Origin of the sequence: Streptomyces mirabilis (genome assembly GCF_018310535.1) — a bacterium.
Lineage (GTDB): Bacteria > Actinomycetota > Actinomycetes > Streptomycetales > Streptomycetaceae > Streptomyces.
This window is the reverse complement of record NZ_CP074102.1, coordinates 3,211,057-3,233,092: the sequence shown is the minus strand read 5'-3', so window position 1 is coordinate 3,233,092 and position 22,036 is coordinate 3,211,057. Positions and strand designations below refer to the sequence as shown.

The following is a 22,036-nucleotide window of genomic DNA, read 5'->3' as shown; positions in this document are numbered from 1 at the left end:
CGTCGGTGCGTTCAACATGAATGCTCAGTGAAGCGAGGGCCCCGAGTGTGGTTCAGCTCACTTCTCGAATGACCGATTCGCTCACGCTTTCTCCCGAAAGCAGCGCTCTGGATAATTGGTGGGGGAAAGGGCGGTGCGGCAGAAGAGGATTTTCCTGGGAAATTTCCCTTGCGGTAATCGTTGGACACGGGCGGAACATAAGTGGGGCATAAAGGGTGCCTCGGATGCTGCGCACGCCGCCGGGGCACCTCGCTGTTCACGAGCGCCCGCGCACGCCTCGACGTCGGCAAGACGGCGCTGAGCTCCCGAACAACGCCCTGATCAGGGCATTCGCTGCCAGTGCCCACTGGCACGGTGTGTGCAGTCGGTGAAAGCGAGTTACCAACGGGTACCCAAAGCCCCCGCTCCGTCATACGCTGCGCCTCATGACGGACTCGCAGGCCTCGGAAATCACCGGCACGGTCAAGTCGGAAAAGACCGGCACCAACCCTCTCGCCCCCGCTCCCGTGGGCGCCCGCACCGCCGCCGACGTGGTCACGCCCGAGCTGGTCGCGCAGCTCACCAAGGGTGTCGTCGGCTCCGGACGGACCGCCAACCACACCCCGTTCACCGGCGAGAAGCTGGCCGACCTGCCCGAGTCCACCCCCGAGGACGTACAGGAGGCCTTCGAGCGGGCCCGTAAGGCGCAGATCGCCTGGGGTGCCACGCCCGTACGGCAGCGCGCCGCCGTCCTGCTCCGCTTCCACGACCTGGTGCTCGCCCGCCAGGCCGAGGTGCTCGACCTCATCCAGCTGGAGACCGGCAAGGCCCGGCTGCACGCGCACGAAGAGGTGCAGGCCGTCGTCGTGGCCGCCCGCCACTACGGCAGGAAGGCTCCCGCCTACCTCCGACCCAAGCGGCACGCCGGGGCCATGCCCACCCTCACCAAGGTCACCGAACTGCGTCACCCGCGCGGTGTCGTGGGCCAGATCGCGCCCTGGAACTACCCCCTCGAACTCTCCGTCGGCGACGCGCTCCCGGCCTTCGTCGCGGGCAACGCGGTGGTGATGAAGCCGGACACCGAGACCTGCCTCACCGCCCTGTGGGCGCGTGACCTGCTCATCGAGGCCGGGCTGCCCGCCGAGGTCTTCCAGGTCGTCATCGGGGACGGGCCGGTCGTCGGGCCGGAAGTCGTCAAGCACGCCGACTACGTCTCCTTCACCGGGTCCACCCGGACCGGCCGCGAGGTCGCCCAGGGCGCCGCCGCCCGGCTCGTCGGCGTCTCCCTCGAACTCGGCGGCAAGAACGCGATGGTGGTCCTGGCGGATGCCGACATCGACAAGGCCGCCGCGGGCGCCGTCCGCGCCTGCTTCTCCTCCGCCGGTCAGCTCTGCATCTCCATCGAGCGGTTGTACGTCCACGAGTCCATCGCCGACGCGTTCGCGGAGCGCTTCGCCGCCCGGACCAAGGCCATGCGGCTCGGCACCTCCCTCGCCTACGGCGCGGACATGGGCTCGCTGGTGGGGGAGCGGCAGCTGGAGACCGTGACCCGACATGTGGACGAGGCGGTCGCGAAGGGCGCGAAGGTCGTCGCCGGTGGCGTCGCCCGCCCCGACATCGGCCCCTACTTCTACGAGCCCACCATCCTCGACGGCGTGGAGGCCCCCATGGCCGTCTGCAACGAGGAGACCTTCGGGCCCGTCGTCTCCCTCTACCGCTTCAAGACGGACGACGAGGTCGTCGAACTCGCCAACTCCACGTCGTACGGCCTCAACTCCTCCGTCTGGACGAAGGACGGGCGGCGCGGACGCGCGGTCGCGGCGCGGCTGCGCACCGGCACGGTGAACGTCAACGAGGGATACGCGCCCGCGTACGGCAGTGTCCAGTCGCCGATGGGCGGCATGAAGGACTCCGGCCTCGGCCGTCGACACGGCTCCGAGGGCATCCTCAAGTACACCGAGGCGCAGACCGTCGCCCAGCAGCGACTGCTGCCGATGGCCCCCTCGCTCGGCATGGACGACGAGAAGTACGCGGAGTTCATGAGCCGCAGCCTGAGGGTGATGAAGGCGCTCCGGCTGCGATAAGGGCCCCGGCTAGGGCTCCGTCAGGCCGCACCACGTTCTCAATGAGGAGAGCAGCACGTGTCACAGGAGAACTCCGTCCACAACCCGGACGACACCGCGTACGACTACGACGTCATCGTCGTCGGCTCCGGCTTCGGTGGCTCGGTCACGGCCCTCAGGCTCACCGAAAAGGGCTACCGCGTAGGCATGTTGGAAGCTGGCCGTCGCTTCACCCGCGACGCGTTGCCCAAGAACTCCTGGGACATCAAGAACTACCTGTGGGCGCCGGCGCTCGGCATGTACGGCATCCAGCGCATCCATCTGCTGGGCAACGTCATGGTGCTGGCGGGCGCCGGAGTCGGCGGCGGCTCCTTGAACTACGCCAACACCCTCTACGTACCGCCGAAGGCGTTCTTCGACGACCCGCAGTGGAAGGACATCACCGACTGGCAGGCGGAGCTGAAGCCGTACTACGACCAGGCCCGCCGCATGCTCGGCGTACGGCTCAACCCGACGATGACCCCCTCCGACGTCCATCTCAAGGCGGCCGCGCAGCGGATGGGTGTCGGCGACAGCTTCCACATGGCGCCTGTTGGCGTCTTCTTCGGCGATGGGCAGGACGCGGACGGCACGGCGAAGGCCAGGCCCGGCGGTGAGGTGGAGGACCCCTACTTCGGGGGCGCCGGACCCGCCCGCAAGGCGTGCACCGAGTGCGGCGAGTGCATGACCGGCTGCCGGCACGGCGCGAAGAACACCCTCAACGAGAACTACCTGTACCTGGCGGAGAAGGCGGGCGCGGTCGTGCACCCGATGACCACCGTCGTGTCCGTCACCGACGACTCACAGGGCGGATACGCCGTCGCCACCCTGCCCACGGACGAGAAGCGCAAGGGCGAAGGGCGGACGTTCAAGGCGCGCAGGGTCGTCATCGCCGCGGGTACGTACGGCACGCAGACACTGCTGCACCGGATGAAGGCGGGCGGCCAACTGCCGTACCTCTCCCCGAGGCTGGGCGAGCTGACCCGTACCAACTCGGAGGCGCTGGTGGGCGCCCAGACCGACAACCGCCGCTACCGCAAGGCGCACGGCACGCTCAAGGCCGACTTCACCCAGGGTGTCGCCATCACGTCGTCGATCCACCCGGACGAGAACACCCACATCGAGCCCGTCCGCTACGGCAAGGGCTCGAACGCCATGGGCGGCCTGTCCATCCTCCAGGTTCCGTACGCGGAGGGCTCGTCGAGGGTGGCGGGATGGCTGGCGAACGCGGTGAAGCACCCCCTTCTGGTGCTCCGCTCCCTCTCCAACCGCCGATGGTCCGAGCGGACCATCATCGGGTTGGTGATGCAGTCGCTGGACAACTCCCTGACGACCTACCTGAAGCCGAAGGGCGCGGGGAAGGGCCTGCTGACGGCCCGGCAGGGCCACGGCGCGCCCAACCCCAAGCAGATCAGGGCCGCGTCCGAGGCGGCGTCCGCCGTCGCCGCGGAGATCAACGGCTTCGCGGGCAGCAACGTGGGCGAGCTGATGGGAACGCCGCTGACGGCGCACTTCCTGGGCGGCTGCCCGATCGGCGACTCCCGGGAGACCGGTGTGATCGACCCCTACCACCGGCTGTACGGCCACCCGGGCATCTCCGTCGTCGACGGCGCCGCGGTCTCCGCGAACCTCGGGGTGAACCCGTCCCTCACCATCACCGCCCAGGCCGAACGCGCGATGTCGTACTGGCCCAACAAGGGCGAGGCGGACCCGCGTCCGGCGCAGGGAACGGCGTACGAGCGTCTGAAGCCGGTCGAGCCCCGTGACCCGGCGGTGCCCGCGGACGCCTTCGGCGCGCTGCGGCTGCCGTTCCTGGGGATGCCGGCGGTGCCCCCGAAGCCGTAAGCGGTACAGCCGTAGCAGTACAGCCATGAGCAGTACAGCCGTAAGGCAGTACCCAAGGGCAGACGGCCCATGTGAACGCGAAGAAGGACCTGTGCCCCCCTCCGAGCCCAGGTCCTTCTTCTCTTACGAGGCGTGCTGCCTACGTGGGTGTGTCGCCGGCCGCTTACGCGGTCGCGTCACCCGACTTGCGACGCCGCACCACGAACACCGCACCCGCACCGGCGACGACGGCGATGCCACCGGCGAGCGCGATCATCGGCAGGGCGGAGCTGGAGCCGGTCTCGGCGAGGCTGCCGTTGACCTCAGGGGTGTTGCCCTTGTCGGCCGGCTTGTCCGAGACCGGAACCTTGCCGCCTTCCTGCGGCTTGGTGCCGTCGGTGTCGGTACCCGAGGAGACGATCTGGAACTTGTACGCGACCTCGCCGAAGCCCGTGCACTGGCCGTCCGTGTCGCCGTAGATGCTGGCGCCGAGCGAGAAGCCGGCGCCGACCGGGGCGCTGGACTTCACGTTGATACGGAGCGGGATGTCGACCTCGTAGTCGGGCTTGAGCTCGTCGGTGTAGCCGACGTAACCGACCGCGTAACCCTCGGAGTCGACGTCCTCCCAGGCCTTGGTGTCCTCGTTGTACGCCTGGAGCTGGACCTTCTTGCTCTGGAAGAGGTCGTCGCCCGCCTTGTCCGAGGACGCGCCGGCGAAGAAGCCGAGCTCGTTCAGCGTGGACTTGGAGTTGTTGAGCACGTTCAGGGAGAACTTGTGCCAACCGCTGCCCGCCGCGATCTTGCCGGGCAGGCCGGAGATGGAGACGTCGACCTTGGAGTCTTGGCACTCGGACGGCTCGGGCTCCGGCGTGTCGGACGGCTTGGGAGACGTCGACGTGCTCGGCGCGGGGGTCGCGGAGGTCGAGGTGGTGGCGGTGGCGGAGGCGCTCGAAGTCGGAGCGGTCTCGGTCGCCGACGCGGACGTGGTCTCGGCGGGCGCGGGAGTGGTCTCGGTCGGGGTCGCCGACGCGGACTCGGTCGCGGACTCGGACACCGTCGCGGTGGGGGAGGGGCTCTCGTCCGCGAACGCGGCCGGCGCCGAAAGCAGCGCCAGAGGGGCTATTGCTGCCGTTGCGGCCGCCAGGGCCATGGCACGGCGAAGCTTCATGAAGACCTCGGAAAGTCCGGTACCGCGTCGTCACGGTACTCGTATGGGATGAGGCCTCCGCGTGTGGGGCGCGGGTGTGGCCGTTGGTTCAGCAGGTGTGACCCGCGAAACCCGTGAACGGTTGTGCCTTCATTCACAGAATTCTTATGTGGGCTGTGTCACACACGGATGTGCCTTGTGTGCAGCCTTTCGATCCACTTAGAACTGATCCTCGTGTCTGACAAGCAGCCCGAAGGGGCGGGGGAGTCCGGGGAGTTCGAGCAACCCTCCGTCCCCGACGACGTGTGGGAGCGGTTCGCCCGCGACACCGAACGTGACATCCGCAGTTCGGCGCCGAAGGAGCCGTCCGCCCGGGCGCGCATGGTGACCGAGCGGCTCCGGCAGAACGACGCCAAGGGTGCCCAGCCGGAGGGGTGGCGAACGGGTCCGGCCATGGGGGTCTCCCCTGGTCGAGCGAAGTCGAGAGCTTGGGGGAGGGAGATGGACGGGCGCGCGGCCCGTCGGCGCCGGCTGTGGGCGATCCTCGGCGTGCCCGTCGCGATCGCCGTGGCGCTGGTGGCGGTCAAGCCGTCGCTGCTGCCCGGCGACCCCTTCGGCACGTCGTCCAACGCGTCGTCCGGTACGCCGTCCGGGGGCGCGTCCGCCGCCGCGCTGCCCGCCGAATCCGCGCCTCCGACCGCCGCTCCCTCCAGCGCCGCGCCCGACACGCCCACCCTCGACAGGCCGTTCGCCGGCTCGCCCGCCGAGCGCTGGGCCGACGGCGCCGCCGCCATCGTCGTACCGAAGGCGACGCCGGTCGGTACGTTCACGAGCGCGCAGGTGGCCGCCGCCCTGAAACTGGCGAAGACCCTGCTCGTCGGCGCGAACCTGGCCCCGGGAACCCTGCGGGGCGAGCGCCCCGAGAGCGCGCTCGCCGTCCTCGACCCGAAGCAGCCCCGCATGCTCGACGACGTGAACAGCTGGCTGCGCGCGCCGGGCAAGAAGCACGATCCGCTGATGCTCTTCAGCCGGTTCGACCCGGCCGAGGTGCGGCCGGCCGGGGATGTGGTCAAGGTCCGTGGCCGGATGACGTTCAAGGCGGGCGCGCACGGGTCCGTCGCCATCCACATGGACTACACCTTCGTCTACCCCCTGATCCAGGCCGACCAGGCATCAAAGACGCCGGGGGCGACGGAGACGTCGGGGGCGCCGACCGAGGGTTCCGGCGGGGGCTCGACCGAGGTGGCCCGCACCATCGTGCGCCGCGTCCTCGACCTCGAACTCCTCGACCCGCGGAAGTACCGGGCCACTCCCGGCAAGCTGTCGATCATCCGGTACGACCAGGACCTCGGCAACACCGCCTGCGATGTCTACGACGGTTTCCTGCACCCCCAGTTCGACTCGGCCGCCCCCACCGGCGCGCCTCCGACGGGGCCCACGACCGACCCGTACGACCGCAGCCGGGACATCCAGCACTCCGGCACGAAGACATGCGGCACGTTGTCCCGCACCTGATGGGATCCGATGGGATCTGACGAGACCTGACGGGATCTGACGGGCGTGCGAAGGGCCCCGCGGGACGGAGACCGCGGGGCCCTTCTTCGCCAGCACCGACGTCAGGTCGGCGCCGGTGCCTGGGGAGCGGCGCCGGGGGGTTGCGCCGCGGGTCTTGGTACGGATACGGGAGGACACGGCGGGGACGGACACGGGGTACGGGACTTGGGACCGTGGAGCGGAGTGGAGCAGAAGCCAAAGCCTGGAGGGTGTGCTCGGCCCGTTGAACAGATTCCGTCGGACGGCTCCGGGCGTCCCCGGAGCCGACCGTTCTCTTGAGTGACCGGGCTGCTGTCCCCTGCCGTCCGGTCACACCCCTGGGGTGAGGTCCCACGACGTACGGCACGATCCGTACGTCTCATCGCCCCAGTGGAGCCACGCGTGGTTCTTTCGGGCCCGCCCCTGGCTGACACGGACACCAGGACCAACGAAGTCCGCGGCGCCTCGGTCACGCGCCGTACGGGTGAGAGGGCATGCGTACGTGCGTACGTTGTGTACGTTGCGTACGAGGTCAGACGCGGCCGCGGCACAGCTCCAGCAGCGTCATGGCGAGCGATGTGCCGGGCTTGCCGAGCGCGTCCCTGAAATGGGCGAGGATCTCCATCTCGCGCGAGAGGTTCACCCGGCGGCCACCGGACTCGATCCGGGCCTCCTGGATCACCTTCGACACGGCCATCCGTTCCTGGACGAGGCCGATGATCCGGTCGTCGAGGGCGTCGATGCGTTCACGGGCGCCGGTGATCACGTCCGCGGCCTCGTCGGTACGGGCGCCGGTCTTGTCGAGTACGTCGGCCATGGTGGGCTCCTCTTGGGATGAGGTGCCCCGGATCGGCAGGACCCGGAAACGACAGACGCCCCGGGCCTTGTCGGCCCGGGGCGCCTGGGAAGTCGCTTGTCAGTTGCTCAAGCAGCACGACCATGGCAGCCGGTGGGCCGGTTGCCATAGGTAAACAGGAAGGTCGCCTGCGAAAGCATGGCAGCAGTATGCCCGCAGGGCCGTGCCACGTCCAAGCGGGTTCGGATCCTGAGACCCGGACTCGCCGGGCGGGTGGCGCTGTGTGCATCTTCAGCCCGTCCGGCGTTCGAGCACGAGCCCTTCGGGCGATGTGGGGGTCCGGGGGGAGCCCCTGGCGGGGTCGAAGGGGCGGAGCCCCTGGGGGTGGGACGGGCAGGGGCGGCGGGGGCGGAGAAACCCGGTGCAGGCACACCCCCGTGGACCCCCGGTAGACTCGGTACCCCACACCCCCTGCTCACCGCCGGAAGGCAAACCGTGCCAGAAGCGTCCCCCGCCGCCCCCGACACCGTCCTGGTCGTCGACTTCGGTGCGCAGTACGCCCAGCTCATCGCCCGTCGCGTCCGCGAGGCCCGGGTCTACAGCGAGATCGTGCCGAGCACCATGCCGGTCCAGGAGATGCTCGCCAAGAACCCGGCGGCGATCATCCTCTCCGGAGGCCCCTCGTCGGTGTACGCCGAGGCCGCCCCCCGTCTCGATCGAGCGATCTTCGAGTCCGGCGTCCCCGTCTTCGGCATGTGCTACGGCTTCCAGCTGATGGCGACGACCCTCGGCGGCACGGTCGACAACACCGGCGCCCGCGAGTACGGCCGTACGCCCCTGCACGTCTCCAAGTCCGGATCGACCCTCTTCGAGGGCACCCCGGACGAGCAGTCGGTGTGGATGTCGCACGGTGACGCGTGCAGCGCCGCCCCGGAGGGCTTCACGGTCACGGCGTCCACGGATGTCGTCCCGGTCGCGGCCTTCGAGAACGACGAGAAGAAGCTGTACGGCGTCCAGTACCACCCGGAGGTCATGCACTCCACGCACGGCCAGCAGGTGCTCGAGCACTTCCTGTACCGCGGCGCGGGCCTCACGCCGAACTGGACGACCGGCAACGTCATCGACGAGCAGGTCGCCCTCATCCGCGAGCAGGTCGGCGACAAGCGCGCCATCTGCGGCCTCTCCGGCGGTGTGGACTCCGCCGTCGCCGCCGCCCTCGTGCAGAAGGCCATCGGCTCCCAGCTGACCTGCGTGTACGTCGACCACGGCCTGATGCGCAAGGGCGAGACCGAGCAGGTCGAGAAGGACTTCGTGGCCGCGACCGGCGTACAGCTGAAGGTCGTGGACGCGCAGGAGCGGTTCCTCACCGCGCTCAAGGGCGTCTCGGACCCCGAGGAGAAGCGGAAGATCATCGGCCGGGAGTTCATCCGGGTCTTCGAGCAGGCCCAGGCGGAGATCATCGCCGAGGCCGCGGAGGGCGAGGACGTCGCCTTCCTGGTCCAGGGCACGCTCTACCCGGACGTGGTCGAGTCCGGTGGCGGCACCGGCACGGCCAACATCAAGTCCCACCACAACGTGGGCGGTCTCCCCGAGGACCTCGAGTTCGAGCTCGTCGAGCCGCTGCGCAAGCTGTTCAAGGACGAGGTCCGGATGGTCGGGCAGGAGCTCGGTCTCCCCGACGAGATCGTCCAGCGCCAGCCCTTCCCGGGCCCGGGCCTCGGCATCCGGATCGTCGGCGAGGTGACGAAGGAGCGGCTCGACCTGCTCCGCGAGGCCGACGCCATCGCCCGCGAGGAGCTCACGGCGGCCGGTCTGGACCGTGACATCTGGCAGTGCCCGGTGGTCCTGCTCGCGGACGTCCGCAGCGTGGGCGTCCAGGGCGACGGCCGCACGTACGGTCACCCGATCGTGCTGCGCCCCGTCTCCTCCGAGGACGCGATGACCGCCGACTGGTCGCGCCTCCCGTACGAGGTCCTCGCCAAGATCTCGACCCGCATCACCAACGAGGTCGCGGACGTCAACCGAGTCGTCCTCGACGTCACGAGCAAGCCCCCGGGCACGATCGAGTGGGAGTAGTCCCACCCGTCAGGTCCGCCTGAGAGTCCGCACCGGCTCTCCGGGCTTCCAGATCTCGACGACCAGATACGTGTCGTCCTCGACGTAGGTCCGTACGACCTCCGTCAGCTCGGTGCGGAAGAGGTGGAACGGCTCCGGCGGTTCCACCTCTTTCACGTACGCGGCCTTCGCCGCCCCGTCGTCGACCTCGACGGCCCGTCCGCTGATCCGGACGTCCCCGCCTCCCATCGCCGTGCCCGGTCCCGGGTTCGCCTGGAGTGCGAAGCGCGGGTCGCGGCGCAGGTCGAGCGCCTTGAGCGAGTCCGGCATCATGCCGAGCCACAGCTCGCCGCGCAGGAAACGCACCTCCAGGCCGGTGGTCCGGGGCGAACCGTCCTTGCGGAGAGTTGCGAGGACGTGGTGCGTGAAGGCCCCGAAACGCTCTTCGACCGACCGGGCGAGTGAGGATTCGGCGGCGACGAAGGTGCCCCAGCGCGCAGGGTCCGCATGTTCGGCAGGGCTCTCGGTAAGGCCGTTGGTAGCGCTCATACGGTGAGTGTGGCGCCAATACCAGACACGTACTGTCGGGTTTTGGCGGCCGCTCGACAAGCGCCCTCGGGCAGCGGCCCGGGCCCTCTCGTAACGGTTGCGCACTCTCTTCACCGAACGGCTCTGTTCTCCTGCACCGACCAGAGGTAACTTCCGCTGCGTATCGGACACGCCAGTGCTGGAGGACCTATGCAAGGGCCCACGCCGCCCGTGCCCCTGCCCACCGACCAGCTGCAGTTCGCCATGCCGCCGATGTACGACTCGTTGGACGACGAGCGACGCCATCGCAAGGAGCGGTTGGCGGGGGCGCTGCGGATCTTCGGGCGGCTCGGCTTCGAGGACGGGGTCTCCGGTCACATCACCGCGCGCGACCCGGAGTACAGCAACTGCTTCTGGGTGAACCCCTTCGGGATGCCGTTCAAGCACGTCACCGTGAGCGACCTGGTCATGGCCAACCAGGACGGGCAGGTGATCGAGGGCCGCTACCACGTGAACCAGGCGGCGTTCACCGTGCACGCCCAGGTCCACGCCGCCCGCCCCGACGTCGTCGCCGTCGCGCACTGCCACTCCGTGCACGGCCGCGCCCTGTCCGCCCTCGGTGACCTGCTCGACCCGATCAGCCAGGAGAGCTGCGCCTTCTACGAGGACCACGCGCTGTACGACTCGTACACCGGTGTCGCCGTGGACACCGAGGAGGGCCGCCGGATCGCCTCCGCGCTCGGCACCCGCAAGGCGCTCGTGCTGCGCAACCACGGGCTGCTGACCGTGGGCGACTCGGTGGACGCGGCGGCCTGGTGGTTCCTGTCGATGGAGCGCTCCAGCCAGGTTCAGCTGACCGCACGGGCCGCGGGCCGCCCCATCCTCATCGACCACAAGCAGGCGGTCGCGACCCGGGAGCAGCTCGGCGGCGATCTGGTGGCGTGGATCAACTACCAGCCGCTGTGGCAGGACATCAGCCGCAGCGAACCGGACCTCCTCAGCTGAATACCGGACCTCCTCAGCCGAGTTCCGAAGCGCGACGGCTAGAAACCCCGCAGTACGGCCGCCTTGGTCGTCGCGAACTCCTCGTCCGTGAGGACACCGTCGCGGTGCAGCTCGCCCAGCTCCCGCAGTCGGCGCAGCAGTACGTCGTGATGGTCGGCCTGGGCCGGTACTGACGCTGTTACCGGTGCCGATCCTGGTCCCGCCGCGGCGGTGAGCTGCGGCGGCCGGTCGATGTGCTCGCCCGCCCGGAGGGACGGGTGCGGCAGCCGGGCGGTCACCGCGGCGGCGACGAGCGCCGTGAGCAGGTCGCGGCGGGCGCTGCCCCACAGGTCGAGGGCGAACGGGTCCTTCTCCGGCGGCAGTTTGGAGAACACGGTCTCGCGCGTCACGAACCGCAGAAACCCGTCCTCGTACCCGGAGTTGGGCAGCCACTCCACCTGCACCAGGTCCCCGACGGCGATGATCCGAGGCCCCGTCGCCCGCTTGACCCGGTCCGAGGTGTCCGCCCAGTCGATCCGCACCTGCGCGCCGTCGAAGGAGACCGTGCCGTCGCTGGACCGGACGGACACGGGCACGGGCGGCCCCGCGAGGAGGAAGGCCTTCGCCGGCTCCTTGGGGATCTGGTCCAGGAGCAGAGCGTGCCGGATCTCCTCGGCGACGTACTCGGCGACCCCGGTACGGTCGATGTCGACGGTCAGCCGGTACGGGTTCGCCGCGTCGGGGAGGCGCCCGCCGGTCGCCTGGAGCAGCGGATCGGCGCCCTCACGGAGCCTGAGGCGCAGTCTGCCGCGCTTGCGTTCGGGTTCGTAGACGATGCCTGAAACCGCCTCCAGGGGAACGGCGATCTCTCCGTACGTCTGCCGGAACAACGGCACGGAGCGGTGGAGTCCCGGCGTGATCCTGACCGTGCTGCCGTCGAAGGCCCAGGTCCCGTCGCGCTGGATGATCTCGGCCATGGGGAAATTCTCGCAGCCGGGTCAACACGGGGTCCCCCGCTTCACCCGCGCTGACCAGACCTGCCCGACGCGAGAACTGATTCGTGCGGCACAATGCCCTGTCATCGCAAGGCAGTTGGAAGGCTTGCGAGGCAGCTCTCGGCGCGGGGAAGGCGGCAGCGGGCGTGGCGGTGCAGGAGGCGAGACACGGCGCGGAGCGCGGTGGCGGGCTCGGCGCGGGACAGGGGGCGGCGCACACGGGCGGCTGCACCTGCGGGGACTGTCCGCACGGGGCGCGCGAGGGGCACCGGCGCGCCGTCGCCGCGTTCCTCACCAAGCGCGACGAGCTGGCGTCCGGACAGGGACTGCCCGCCGCCGTCGCGCACTCGGCGTCCGCGTCCCGGCAGTGGGTCTCCGACGAACTCACCCAGTCCGCCGATCTGGTCGCCGAGCGCGGGCGCGTCGACGGCGAGGCATGGCTGGGACGCCTGTGGCGACGCACGGCGTACGCGGTGTGGGGAGCCGTCCTGACCCTGCTCATCGTCCAGGCCCTCACGGCGATCGGCGCGGGCTGGACGGCGGCGCGCACGGCGGGCCTGCTGGCCGCTCTGGTGGTGGCCGCAGGGCTGACGGGCGCGGGCTATCTGCACCGGGCGCGGGGCGGGGCCCTCGCCCCGGTCGTCGGCGAGGACAACCGCCTCTCCACCTCGCGGGCGATGGCCGCCGGCTGGGTCCTGTTCGTCGTCTACGCCGTCCTCGTCCTCGTGGGCCAACTTGCGGCGGCCTCCGCCCACGGCAAGCGCGACGACCTGATCGCGGGCCTCGAACTCGCGCGCGGTGCCGGTGTGGTGACCGTCGTCGCCGTCGTCTGCGCGATCGCGGTGCTGGTACGCCGGGTCGTGGGCCTGCGGGTCCTCGGGCAACGCCTGCAGAAGGTACGCGCGGACCGGCCGCGCGCCGCCGACCTCCTCACGGACGACTCCGGCCGGGGCAGCTTCGCCGACATCCAGTACGTCGTCATCGGCGCCGTCGCCCTGGTCTTCGCGGCGGTACGGCTCGCCAGGCGCCCGGAGCAACTGCCCGATCTCCCCTGGGGCTTGGCGCTCCTGGTCCTTGTCTCGGCGGCCACCTACCTCGCCGGGAAGTACGCCGAGGGCGGCCGCCCCGTCATCCTCTCCGTCGTCCGCTCCCGCGAGGCCGGCGACCTCGACGCGCCGATCCGCACCGGCGACGACATCGAGATCCGGGGCGCCGGTTTCGTCCCGCCCGGCGCCCAGAGCGCGGACCGTCTGTCCCGCATGGTCGTCCGCATCGGCGCAGTGCATGTCCATGTCCCTCTGGTGCCGGTCCCCGGCGGCTTCAGCAACCCCACGGACGCGGTCCTGACCGTGCCGGTCCCGGTCGACGTGGAACCGGGCCGGGTGGAGGTCCAGGTCGTGACGGCAGCCGGAGTGGAAACAAACCGCTGCCAGATCGAGGTGACGGACTGAACCCCGCGGCTGCGGGCGGGGGTCTCACCGGAGTAAGTTCGAATGAGGGCGGGTGGGCTCACCGGAGTCGTTCGACTGCGGGCCGGTGGGGGCCGTTCGCGCAGTTGTCCGCGCCCTTTGGGGGTGCGCCCGCGCCATCGAAAAAAACTGGCCCCGAGCGTTGAGCGGGAACCCGTTCTCGTACGTATGGTCTGTTGAGGGGTCAACGGCACGTGGCGAGAGGCGGCGGAGAGCGATGACTCACGGTATGCGGTCGGACACCCAAACCCCCTATCTCGGCGGCGGCGGACGAGACTGGCGGGAAACCGCCACCCGCTATGCCCTGTTGCCCCTGCGCGTCTTCCTCGGCGTCACCTTCATCTACGCCGGCATCGACAAACTCACCAACAGCGCCTTCCTCTCCGACTCCGGCTCCGGCTCGATCGGTGACCTGATGCGCAATGTGCGCGATTCCTCCGCGATCCCGGCCCTCGTCGACCTCGCCCTGAAGAGCCCCGTGGGCTTCGGCTACGCCATCGCCTTCGGTGAACTGGCCGTCGGCATCGGCACTCTGATCGGCCTGCTGGCCCGCCTCGCGGCCCTCGGCGGCGCGCTCATCTCCCTCAGCCTGTGGCTGACGGTGAGCTGGGCCTCCGACCCGTACTACTACGGCAACGACCTCGCCTACCTGATGGCCTGGCTGCCCCTGGTCCTCGCGGGCGCATCGTTCTTCTCCGTCGACGCGGCCTTGCGCGCGAGGCGCAGCCAGCGGTCCGGGAACCTCCGCTACTAGCCGTCACGGGTCAGAGCAGTTCGGCGCACGGCATCGCAGGGTGGTGCTAGGTGCAGGGCGTAGATCGCCCTGCACCTACCGGCGTTCCGTTCACGCCCCCGCTACCCGGACACCCCCGCCCCCCGCCGCAACCGTCGCCGACGTAGGCCATGGGTCAGGAACGCCACCGCGCCCGCCAGGCAGAGCCCACCCGTGACGACGGGGATGATCGCGAACCACGGTGTGTCCCACCAACCGCCCGCGTCGCCCGCGTAGGTGACGCCCGCGGCGGTGAGGAAGAGGCCGGCGACCAGCTTTCCCGGCTGGAACTCATGACGTGCCACGGATCACCTCCGCCTGTCCCACGCCGACCTGGAGGTTCAGGTCGAGCGTGCCGCCGTCCTTGCCGCCGGTCGGGGCCGGCAGGGTCACCTGCTTGTGCTTGCTGGGTTCCACGTCCACGTCCTTCTTGCCGTCGCCCGGCAACTGGATGTCCCCGACGCCCACGTCGATGTTCAGCTTCACGGTCGCGTCCTTGGGAACGATCACCTTCAGCCGGCCCGCGCCCACCTCCGCGGTCGTCGTCACCGTCTGGCCCTTGGCGAGGCCGAGATGGGTGAGATCGAGAGTGCCCACACCCGTGCCGAGGTCGAAACTCTCCGGCACGGCGGCGGCGGACCTGGGAGTCCACTCGACCCGCATCCAGTGGGTGCTGATGTCCTTCGGCATGGCCACGGAGCCCGCCAGCAGCGCCGCCGTGATCACTGCGAGGAAGATCGACCCGGCGCCCGTACGCCCCACGAACGCGCTGAGCGCGATGCCCAGGCCGAACACGACGAGCGCGCAGGACAGACCGGTCTGCAGGCTGATGGCGAGCGGATGGTCGTTCCACGTCAGGCTCGTGCCGAGGCCGCCTGCGACCAGCGCGAGCAGAAAGACCCAGCCGCCGATCCAGCGCGGGCCGCGCGGCTGCGGCTCACGGGCCGCGCGGAGGTCCCGTATGTCCGGGCGGGGCGTGCCGCGGGCGATGTTGAGCGCCGCCGCGACATCCCGGTCCCGGGCGTCCGGCGGGCCCCACAGATAGCCGGTGCCGCCCACGTGCGAGCCGTCCTTGACGATCGGGTCGCGCCACCAGGAGGGGTAGGAGACGGGGACGGGCGGGGCCTGCGCCTCCGGCGGGGCGTCCGCCACCGCCTGGGCGGCGAGCGGGTCGGGGTCGGGGGCGCCGCGCTGCTGCGACCAGTACCCCGCGCCCGCGAGAAGCAGGGAGAGGACGACGGCGAACGTCAGCACGCTGCCGTTGTTCAGCATCGACAGGAACACCCCGCAGCCGACCAGCGCGAAGAGCACGGCCGCCAGCGCGTGGCCGTCGACGCGGCCGGTGAGGAGCTTGCGGACCTCGTTCTCCTCCTCGTCGTCGTAGGGAACGAACAGCCAGACGAAGCCGTAGAAGATGAGACCGATGCCGCCCGTGGCAGAGAGCACGGCGAGCACGATCCGGAAGATCACCGGGTCCATGTCGCACTGCCGCCCCAGCCCGGCGCACACGCCGCCCAGCATCTTCTGCCGACGGTCGCGCCGGAACCTGCGCGGGCCCTCGGGCGCGGGCGGCTCCCCGTGCGCGCGCGGTTCCTCACCTGTCGCGCCCGGCGCTCCCGCACCCTCCGCGGCTCCCTCGGCGCCCGTGGCGGTGCCCGCGGAGGGCGGCACGGCGTCCCGCGGCCCGGCGCCCGATGGTGGGGCGCCCGGGCCGGGGCCGGGATCCGGCTCCGCCGCCGCGTGCTGCTGATCTGTCATGTGTCCATGGTGACGGGCGGGAAGGCCCGGCGGCAGTCGGGACGACCCTGGCCGAACCCTGATATCGGCCCTGACGGGGGTGGAGGGAACCGTTCGAGCACCGGTCTCTCGAAGATCAGGGGAGTCTCGGGGGTCGACCCTGATGCTCCTGCCCTCCGGCCGTGTGAACATCGATGGCATGCCGGAAGCCGCAGCAGTGCCCCTCGACGACCCGCGGCCCCCGCGCAAGCTCTACCGCAGCAGCGACGGACGCTGGCTCGGGGGCGTGGCGCGAGGGCTCGCCGGGCACCTCGGGCTGCCTGTGATCTGGGTGCGACTGGTGTTCGTCGGCCTGTTCATGGCGGACGGTCTCGGGGCACTGCTCTACGCCGCGTTCTGGTTCTTCGTGCCGCTCGGCGTCGGCGGCGTCGACTCCGAGCGCACCCCGGCCTTCACCACCGAGACCGCCCCCGACGGCCGCCGCAGACTCGTGGCCCGCAAGCCGGACCGGGGTCAGATGGTCGCCCTGCTCCTCATGGTCGTCGTGGCCATGGTCTTCGTGGGCAATGTGAATCTCGGCGGTGGGGCAAGGGCCTATCTCTGGCCGACCGTTCTCGTCGGCGCGGGCGTCGCCCTGGTCTGGCGCCAGGCGGACAACGCGCGGCGGGCCCGCTGGGTCGAGGTCGGCCGTCGTCGTCGTACGCTCACGCTGCTGCGCTCCGCGGCCGGTGTCCTGCTCGTCACCGCGGGCGTCTCCGGAATATTCGTGCTCCAGGGCTCGGCGGCCCACCTCGGTTCGGTCCTTCAGGCGGCACTCGCGGTCCTGGTCGGCACAGCACTCCTCGCCGGCCCCTATCTCGTGCGCATGACCCAGGACCTCTCCGAGGAGCGCCTGATGCGCATCCGCGCCCAGGAGAGGGCCGAGGTCGCCGCCCACGTCCACGACTCGGTACTGCACACCCTGACGTTGATCCAGCGCAACGCGGAGAACGCGAACGAGGTGCGACGGCTCGCCCGCGCCCAGGAGCGCGACCTGCGCGCCTGGCTCTACAAACCGGAGGGCACCGGCAAGGACGAGGCGGACGAGCCCGCGACCCTGGCCGAGGCGGTCCGCCGCAACGCGGCCGAGGTCGAGGACAAGCACGGCGTCCCCATCGAGGTCGTCGTCGTGGGCGACTGCCCGCTCGACGAGGGCCTGACCGCACAGATGCAGGCCGCGCGGGAAGCGATGGTGAACGCCGCCAAGTACGGTGGCGAGGGCGGCGCCGTACAGGTCTACGCCGAAGTCGAGGGCAGGACGGTCTTCGTGTCCGTCCGCGACCGCGGTCCCGGCTTCGACCTCGACGGGATACCCGCCGACCGCATGGGCGTCAGAGAATCGATCATCGGCCGCATGGAGCGCAACGGCGGCACGGCGCGACTGCGCGCGGTGCCGGACGGCGGCACGGAGGTCGAGCTGGAGATGGAAAGGGCGGAGAAGACGTCATGAGCGACGTGAACGGACCGACCGGGCAGGCCCCGGCATCGAACGGGCCGGAGGATGCCGCCGTGGGTACGGCCGGGACCGGGGCCGAGGCCGCGACCGAGTCGACCATCGGGCCGGCCGCCGAGTCCGTCGCCGGTGTGGGCGCGCCCACGGGTTCGACCGCCGTCGGCGCCAACGCGACCGCTGCCGCGGGCGGCCGTCGTGTGCGGGTCGTGCTCGTCGACGACCACCGCATGTTCCGTACGGGAGTGCAGGCCGAGATCGGAGAGACCGAGCGGACCGGCGTCGAGGTGGTCGGTGAGGCCGCGGACGTCGACCAGGCGGTCACGGTCATCACGGCCACCCGGCCCGAGGTCGTCCTGCTGGACGTCCATCTGCCGGGCGGCGGCGGTGTCGAAGTGCTGCGCCGCTGCGCCCCGTTGATGGCCGACGCCCGGCAGCCGGTCCGATTCCTCGCGCTCTCCGTGTCGGACGCCGCGGAGGACGTCATCGGCGTGATCCGCGGCGGCGCCCGTGGGTACGTCACCAAGACCATCACCGGCACCGACCTGGTGGACTCCGTCTTCCGTGTCCAGGACGGCGACGCGGTCTTCTCGCCCCGCCTGGCCGGATTCGTCCTGGACGCGTTCGCCTCCACCGACGCCCCGCCCGTCGACGAGGACCTCGACCGTCTCACCCAGCGCGAGCGCGAGGTCCTGCGTCTCATCGCCCGCGGTTACGCCTACAAGGAGATCGCCAAGCAGCTGTTCATCTCGGTGAAGACGGTCGAGTCGCACGTCTCGGCGGTCCTCAGGAAGCTCCAGCTGTCCAACCGCCACGAGCTGACCCGATGGGCCACGGCGCGTCGGCTGGTCTAGCCGATCGCGTCGTGAGGGTTCAGGGCCACGTCCACTGAGCCCGCCGGAGGTGCCCGGTGCCTACCGGTGTTTCGCGTCGGGCGCCGGGCCCAGTATCCGTAGCGCCCAGCGGTAGTGGCGTACGGCCTTCACGATGCCGATGAGGCCGGTCAGCCACAGGATCAGGCCGATGCCCATGCCCTGGACGACATCGCTGTACAGGGCGTGGCCGGGCTCGGCCCGCGCGGCCGCCGTGAAGGACGTCCAGGCACCGATCGCGCAGACGCCGAGCGAGGAGAGCAGCCAGAAGAGGCTGAGGCCGGGGGAGCGGAGCCGGGAGTCGGTCGCGGGGTGCCGGTCCAGCTCGGACCAGGCGTCGAGCAGTCGGTGTATGTGGTGGTCCCGGCGGACGGAGAGGGCGACGGCGACGACGGTCGGGGCGAGCGCGGCCAGGCCCAGCAGGGCGAAGAGCGGGCCCAGGACGAAACCGGTGGGGTCGCGCTGCTCGAGTTGTCGCAGCGGCAGCACCAGCAGCGCCCAGCCGACGATCGCCGCGAGCGCCAGCAGCCAGAGCAGCAGCACCCGGTGCACCCCCAGGCTCCGCCGGCGCAGCTCCTCCAGCGCCCGCCCCCGGTCGGCCAGCAGCGCGGCCCGGTCCGGCCAGGTCCTGATGTGCGCGGGCGGCGGCGGAGGCGGCAGCAGAGAGCCGGGCATCAGAACCTCTCGGACGACGGAGCGTCGACGGAACGACGGTGGGACGACGGAGCGATGACGACGGAAACAGAGTCCGCGCCGACGCTACCGTGATCCACTTCTCCGTCCGCACCACACCGCGGTCGCCCCCGCGTCTTTCACGCCACTCGGGTGGCTCCCGCGAACGGCATCTCGTCGACCGGCGCCAGCCGCACGGGCGCCGACGGGTTCGGGGCGTGGATCATCTGGCCGTTGCCCACGTAGATGCCCACATGGCTGATTCCCGAGTAGAAGAACACCAGGTCACCGGGGAGGAGTTCGGACCGCGAGACCCGGCGTCCGGCGTTGATCTGCGCGTACGTCGTGCGCGGCAGCGAGATGCCCGCGGCGCGGTACGCGGCCTGGGCCAGGCCCGAGCAGTCGAAGGCGTCGGGCCCGGTGGCGCCCCAGACGTAGGGGCTGCCGAGCTTCCCGTAGGCATACGCGACGGCCTCCGCCGCACGGGAGTTGGGCGCCGCGACGGAGCCGGGCGACGACACCGGGCCGAGGTCCCGCGCGGCGGAGCGCGAGGCGCGCTGCCCGGCGCTTCCCGTACCCCCGGCCGCTCCCAGGTCCCCGAGCTGCGCGCGCTGCTCGTCGGTGAGCCGCGACAGCAGTTGCCGCGCCGTGTTCAGCTTCCCGGTGATCGTCTTCTTGGCCCGCTTCAGCTCCGCCTGACGCGACTTGAGTGAGGCCAGCTCGACATGCGCGGCCCCGCGCAGCTGCTCGATCTCCCGCAGCTGCTTGCGCACCCGGGCCACGGCCTCCGCCTGTCGGCTGCCGGCCCGCTCGGCGAACGCGGCCCCTTCCAGGTACTGGTCGGGGTTGTCGGAGAGCGCGAGTTGCAGCGCGGGGTCCAGGCCTCCGCTGCGGTACTGCGCGGCGGCGATCGAACCCAGCGCGTCCCGAGCCGTGTTGAGCCGGTCCTCCCTGCGCGCCGCCTCGTCACGCAGCGCGTTCAGCCGCTGCTCGGCCTTGTCTGCCTTGTCCTTCGCGCCGTCGTACTTCTGGGTGGCGACCTCCGCCTCCTCGTACAACTTGTCCACCTTGGCCTTCACCTGTGCCGGCGACAGCTGCGGGTCCGCGTGCCCCGTCCCGTCGAAGCCCGTCGCCGTGGCCGCTCCCGCGAGGGCGATGGTCGCGGCTGTGCGGGCCGTGTTTCCACCGAGCGAGCGCTGTCTGGGCTTTCGGTGCGCTGCCACGAGGGCCCACATCCTTCCCGGGACTTGCGTACGACCGCCGGGGACGAGCGCGGTCAGCGGGGACACGTCCGGCGGCGGCCCCACACAGGGGGAGCGGGCCGCCGCCGGACCTTTCTCGGCGGTGGTGTCCGGCTGCCGCCCCTGGCCCGGGCGGCGGTGGGGAGCCGGCCACCTGGTGGAGGACGCTAAACCTGAGAGTGATGTCCCGGTAACGTCATGTACGGAAGTGGCGCCACTGGATCGCGGGGTGACCGCATGTGACCGTGATCCCGGCCCGGCGCCGTCGACTTCACGCGGTGTGATGACCGATGGGGCGGTTCCGGGACAATCGGTGGTTCCCGGGTGGTAGTGGTCTACAGGGGGTGGGCCGGTGACAAGAGGGGTGAGGGCCGCCGATTAGGCTCCGGCTCCATGGACGTACTCATCCATCTCTTCGTCGGCCTGCACATCATCGGCATCGCCTCGCTCCTCGGCGGTTTCCTCACCCAGATGAAGGCGATGGGCCAGGGCACCGCCCGGTTCGTCCCCGCCATGCTGTACGGCGCGCTGACCATGCTGGTCACGGGCGTCGCCCTCGTCGGCCTCAACCAGGCCGACGACCACTCGGTCAACACCATCAAGATCGGCGTGAAGCTCGCCCTGCTGATCGTGATCCTCGGGCTCGTCTATGTGAAGCGGGACGACGAGAAGGTGGACAAGGGCCTGTTCGGGCTCGTAGGGCTGCTCACGACCGCGAACATCTTCATCGCGGTGCTCTGGACCTGACGGCCCCCCGAAGGCCCCCACGGACGGCTACGGCGCTTCCGGACATCTGACGGCTACGGCTCGTGCGGACGCCCGACGCCTACGGCTCCTGAGGACGCCTGACCGCTACGACCACCACCGCCAGCCACGCCGCGACCGAGATCCACAGCAGTACCTGCCCGAGCCCCCTGAGCCAGCCGACGCCGATGGCGGCCGCGACCGACAGCGCCGCCACCGCCGTCATCCCCAGCGGGAACACGGTCGCCCAGCGCAGCACGTCGTAGCGCGGGCGGGGCCACCGGGCCTCCGCCACGGCCAGCACGCAGTACGAGCCGAGGACGAGCACGAGCAGCGCCTCGGTCACCCAGCGCAGCACGCCGTTGTCGTCGTTGTTCCACAGGTAGATGTTCGCCTGGTACGCGAGGATCAGCTTCGACCCCGCCAGCGCCGAGATGGCGAGCGCGCCGGCCGCGACCCACTGGTCCCCGGCGCCCGTGGCGACCTCGCGGTAGTCGAAGTAGAACATCGCCAGCGCGTAGAGCAGGAGCCCCAGCCAGAACAGCACCAGCGCGGTGTGCGCGAGCCAGTCCGTGTGCGTCGCGGGGGCGAGCGTCGCGCCGAGCACCGCGAGCCCCTGCGTGGCCACACAGCCGAGGAACACCGCTCCGGGCATACGGGGCCGCCATTGCCGTACGACCAGGAAGAGCAGCCCGGGCCAGAGCACCGCCGACAGGGCGAGCAGGGCCTCGGCCGGCACCTCCCACCCCAGCGTGACCAGCCGCGTGCCGAGCACGGTGGTCGCCGCGACCGCGGTGAGCGCGCCCGGCGCAGCGGCCTCCGCCAGCCACCGCTCCCGTTCCCGCAGCAGCCGTACGACGAAGGCCGCGGCGAGCCCGAGCCAGCCGACGGCCGCCAGGGCCAGCACGATCCGGGACAGGATCTCGTAGCCGGTCTGCTCCAGCCCGATCGAGATGATGCCGGTGGCCAGGATCGCGGCTCCGGCGCCCGGCGGACTCTGCGCCCACCAGGTGCGCAGGCCGGTCCACCGGGGGCCGGGCGGGGAGATGGCTGACATGGGCCCGATGCTAAGGACCTTCGAGCGGGTTGGCGGCGGG

General features: G+C 70.8%; 19 protein-coding genes. 10 read left to right on the top strand and 9 right to left on the bottom strand.

What is annotated here, in order from left to right; genetic code table 11:
- Window positions 1-425: 425 nt before the first annotated feature.
- Both SMIR_RS14125 and SMIR_RS14120 read left to right on the top strand, forming a co-directional pair.
- The gene (locus SMIR_RS14125) at window positions 426-2,063 is read left to right on the top strand and encodes a succinic semialdehyde dehydrogenase (protein ID WP_168494727.1); all 1,638 of its coding nucleotides are present in this window, start codon (window positions 426-428) and stop codon (window positions 2,061-2,063) included.
- A gap of 57 nt (window positions 2,064-2,120) precedes the next feature.
- On the top strand, window positions 2,121-3,926 hold the full coding sequence (locus SMIR_RS14120; protein ID WP_168494729.1) for a GMC family oxidoreductase N-terminal domain-containing protein: 1,806 nt from the start codon (window positions 2,121-2,123) through the stop codon (window positions 3,924-3,926).
- 163 nt (window positions 3,927-4,089) lie between these two features.
- On the opposite strand, the gene SMIR_RS14115 is transcribed toward SMIR_RS14120, so the two are convergent.
- The gene (locus tag SMIR_RS14115) at window positions 4,090-5,073 is read right to left on the bottom strand and encodes an LAETG motif-containing sortase-dependent surface protein (RefSeq protein WP_079174090.1); all 984 of its coding nucleotides are present in this window, start codon (window positions 5,071-5,073) and stop codon (window positions 4,090-4,092) included.
- Window positions 5,074-5,286: 213 nt separating this feature from the next.
- On the opposite strand from SMIR_RS14115, the gene SMIR_RS14110 reads away from it, so the two are divergent.
- Window positions 5,287-6,567 carry a hypothetical protein gene (locus SMIR_RS14110; protein ID WP_212727078.1) on the top strand — a complete coding sequence of 427 codons (1,281 nt, stop codon included), beginning with the start codon at window positions 5,287-5,289 and terminating at the stop codon, window positions 6,565-6,567.
- A gap of 550 nt (window positions 6,568-7,117) precedes the next feature.
- Here SMIR_RS14110 and SMIR_RS14105 read toward each other — a convergent pair.
- Window positions 7,118-7,441 carry a chorismate mutase gene (locus tag SMIR_RS14105; protein WP_282459373.1) on the bottom strand — a complete coding sequence of 108 codons (324 nt, stop codon included), beginning with the start codon at window positions 7,439-7,441 and terminating at the stop codon, window positions 7,118-7,120.
- 435 nt (window positions 7,442-7,876) lie between these two features.
- Here SMIR_RS14105 and guaA point away from each other — a divergent pair, with 435 nt between their 5' ends.
- A complete protein-coding gene (guaA, locus tag SMIR_RS14100) occupies window positions 7,877-9,457 on the top strand; it encodes a glutamine-hydrolyzing GMP synthase (RefSeq protein ID WP_067366905.1) in 1,581 nt (526 codons plus the stop codon).
- A 9-nt stretch (window positions 9,458-9,466) separates the two neighbouring features.
- On the opposite strand, the gene SMIR_RS14095 is transcribed toward guaA, so the two are convergent.
- The gene (locus tag SMIR_RS14095; RefSeq protein ID WP_212727077.1) at window positions 9,467-9,985 is read right to left on the bottom strand and encodes a pyridoxamine 5'-phosphate oxidase family protein; all 519 of its coding nucleotides are present in this window, start codon (window positions 9,983-9,985) and stop codon (window positions 9,467-9,469) included.
- 189 nt (window positions 9,986-10,174) lie between these two features.
- Between SMIR_RS14095 and SMIR_RS14090 the strand changes: the two genes are divergently transcribed.
- On the top strand, window positions 10,175-10,969 hold the full coding sequence (locus tag SMIR_RS14090; RefSeq protein ID WP_168494735.1) for a class II aldolase/adducin family protein: 795 nt from the start codon (window positions 10,175-10,177) through the stop codon (window positions 10,967-10,969).
- Window positions 10,970-11,007: 38 nt separating this feature from the next.
- Here the strand turns inward: SMIR_RS14090 and SMIR_RS14085 are convergent, their stop codons facing one another.
- On the bottom strand, window positions 11,008-11,925 hold the full coding sequence (locus SMIR_RS14085) for a DUF4429 domain-containing protein (protein ID WP_168494737.1): 918 nt from the start codon (window positions 11,923-11,925) through the stop codon (window positions 11,008-11,010).
- Between the two features lie 164 nt (window positions 11,926-12,089).
- Between SMIR_RS14085 and SMIR_RS14080 the strand changes: the two genes are divergently transcribed.
- The gene (locus tag SMIR_RS14080) at window positions 12,090-13,394 is read left to right on the top strand and encodes a hypothetical protein (protein WP_422664431.1); all 1,305 of its coding nucleotides are present in this window, start codon (window positions 12,090-12,092) and stop codon (window positions 13,392-13,394) included.
- A 235-nt stretch (window positions 13,395-13,629) separates the two neighbouring features.
- A complete protein-coding gene (locus SMIR_RS14075) occupies window positions 13,630-14,166 on the top strand; it encodes a DoxX family protein (protein WP_168494739.1) in 537 nt (178 codons plus the stop codon).
- A 101-nt stretch (window positions 14,167-14,267) separates the two neighbouring features.
- Here the strand turns inward: SMIR_RS14075 and SMIR_RS14070 are convergent, their stop codons facing one another.
- Together SMIR_RS14070 and SMIR_RS14065 are read right to left on the bottom strand one after the other, a co-directional pair.
- Window positions 14,268-14,489, bottom strand: a complete 222-nt coding sequence (locus tag SMIR_RS14070; RefSeq protein ID WP_168494741.1) for a hypothetical protein — start codon at window positions 14,487-14,489, stop codon at window positions 14,268-14,270.
- Window positions 14,476-15,942, bottom strand: coding sequence for a PspC domain-containing protein (locus SMIR_RS14065; RefSeq protein WP_212727076.1), 1,467 nt, complete (start codon window positions 15,940-15,942; stop codon window positions 14,476-14,478). The genes SMIR_RS14070 and SMIR_RS14065 overlap by 14 nt, the downstream gene beginning before the upstream one ends.
- A gap of 178 nt (window positions 15,943-16,120) precedes the next feature.
- Here SMIR_RS14065 and SMIR_RS14060 point away from each other — a divergent pair, with 178 nt between their 5' ends.
- Window positions 16,121-17,410 (top strand): ATP-binding protein, encoded by a 1,290-nt coding sequence (locus tag SMIR_RS14060; RefSeq protein ID WP_422664430.1) that lies wholly within the window; start codon window positions 16,121-16,123, stop codon window positions 17,408-17,410.
- Window positions 17,407-18,264: a LuxR C-terminal-related transcriptional regulator gene (locus tag SMIR_RS14055; protein WP_282190319.1), complete on the top strand. Its 858-nt coding sequence runs from the start codon at window positions 17,407-17,409 to the stop codon at window positions 18,262-18,264. The genes SMIR_RS14060 and SMIR_RS14055 overlap by 4 nt, the downstream gene beginning before the upstream one ends.
- Window positions 18,265-18,324: 60 nt before the next feature.
- Here SMIR_RS14055 and SMIR_RS14050 read toward each other — a convergent pair whose 3' ends face one another.
- Together SMIR_RS14050 and SMIR_RS14045 are read right to left on the bottom strand one after the other, a co-directional pair.
- Window positions 18,325-18,957: a hypothetical protein gene (locus SMIR_RS14050; RefSeq protein WP_212727075.1), complete on the bottom strand. Its 633-nt coding sequence runs from the start codon at window positions 18,955-18,957 to the stop codon at window positions 18,325-18,327.
- Between the two features lie 137 nt (window positions 18,958-19,094).
- A complete protein-coding gene (locus SMIR_RS14045; RefSeq protein ID WP_212727074.1) occupies window positions 19,095-20,177 on the bottom strand; it encodes a C40 family peptidase in 1,083 nt (360 codons plus the stop codon).
- A gap of 411 nt (window positions 20,178-20,588) precedes the next feature.
- Here SMIR_RS14045 and SMIR_RS14040 point away from each other — a divergent pair, with 411 nt between their 5' ends.
- Window positions 20,589-20,942 carry a hypothetical protein gene (locus SMIR_RS14040; protein WP_212727073.1) on the top strand — a complete coding sequence of 118 codons (354 nt, stop codon included), beginning with the start codon at window positions 20,589-20,591 and terminating at the stop codon, window positions 20,940-20,942.
- Between the two features lie 79 nt (window positions 20,943-21,021).
- Here the strand turns inward: SMIR_RS14040 and SMIR_RS14035 are convergent, their stop codons facing one another.
- On the bottom strand, window positions 21,022-21,996 hold the full coding sequence (locus SMIR_RS14035; RefSeq protein ID WP_212727072.1) for a tellurite resistance/C4-dicarboxylate transporter family protein: 975 nt from the start codon (window positions 21,994-21,996) through the stop codon (window positions 21,022-21,024).
- Between the last annotated feature and the right edge of the window lie 40 nt (window positions 21,997-22,036).

Excerpts from the sequence above, each read along its gene's own strand:
- SMIR_RS14125 (WP_168494727.1), top strand. The coding sequence starts at position 426 with ATGACGGACTCGCAGGCCTCGGAAATCACCGGCACGGTCAAGTCGGAA.
- SMIR_RS14115 (WP_079174090.1), bottom strand. The coding sequence starts at position 5,073 with ATGAAGCTTCGCCGTGCCATGGCCCTGGCGGCCGCAACGGCAGCAATA.
- SMIR_RS14095 (WP_212727077.1), bottom strand. The coding sequence starts at position 9,985 with ATGAGCGCTACCAACGGCCTTACCGAGAGCCCTGCCGAACATGCGGAC.
- SMIR_RS14090 (WP_168494735.1), top strand. The coding sequence starts at position 10,175 with ATGCAAGGGCCCACGCCGCCCGTGCCCCTGCCCACCGACCAGCTGCAG.
- SMIR_RS14085 (WP_168494737.1), bottom strand. The coding sequence starts at position 11,925 with ATGGCCGAGATCATCCAGCGCGACGGGACCTGGGCCTTCGACGGCAGC.
- SMIR_RS14075 (WP_168494739.1), top strand. The coding sequence starts at position 13,630 with ATGACTCACGGTATGCGGTCGGACACCCAAACCCCCTATCTCGGCGGC.
- SMIR_RS14065 (WP_212727076.1), bottom strand. The coding sequence starts at position 15,942 with ATGACAGATCAGCAGCACGCGGCGGCGGAGCCGGATCCCGGCCCCGGC.
- SMIR_RS14060 (WP_422664430.1), top strand. The coding sequence starts at position 16,121 with ATGCCGGAAGCCGCAGCAGTGCCCCTCGACGACCCGCGGCCCCCGCGC.
- SMIR_RS14055 (WP_282190319.1), top strand. The coding sequence starts at position 17,407 with ATGAGCGACGTGAACGGACCGACCGGGCAGGCCCCGGCATCGAACGGG.
- SMIR_RS14050 (WP_212727075.1), bottom strand. The coding sequence starts at position 18,957 with ATGCCCGGCTCTCTGCTGCCGCCTCCGCCGCCGCCCGCGCACATCAGG.
- SMIR_RS14040 (WP_212727073.1), top strand. The coding sequence starts at position 20,589 with ATGGACGTACTCATCCATCTCTTCGTCGGCCTGCACATCATCGGCATC.
- SMIR_RS14035 (WP_212727072.1), bottom strand. The coding sequence starts at position 21,996 with ATGTCAGCCATCTCCCCGCCCGGCCCCCGGTGGACCGGCCTGCGCACC.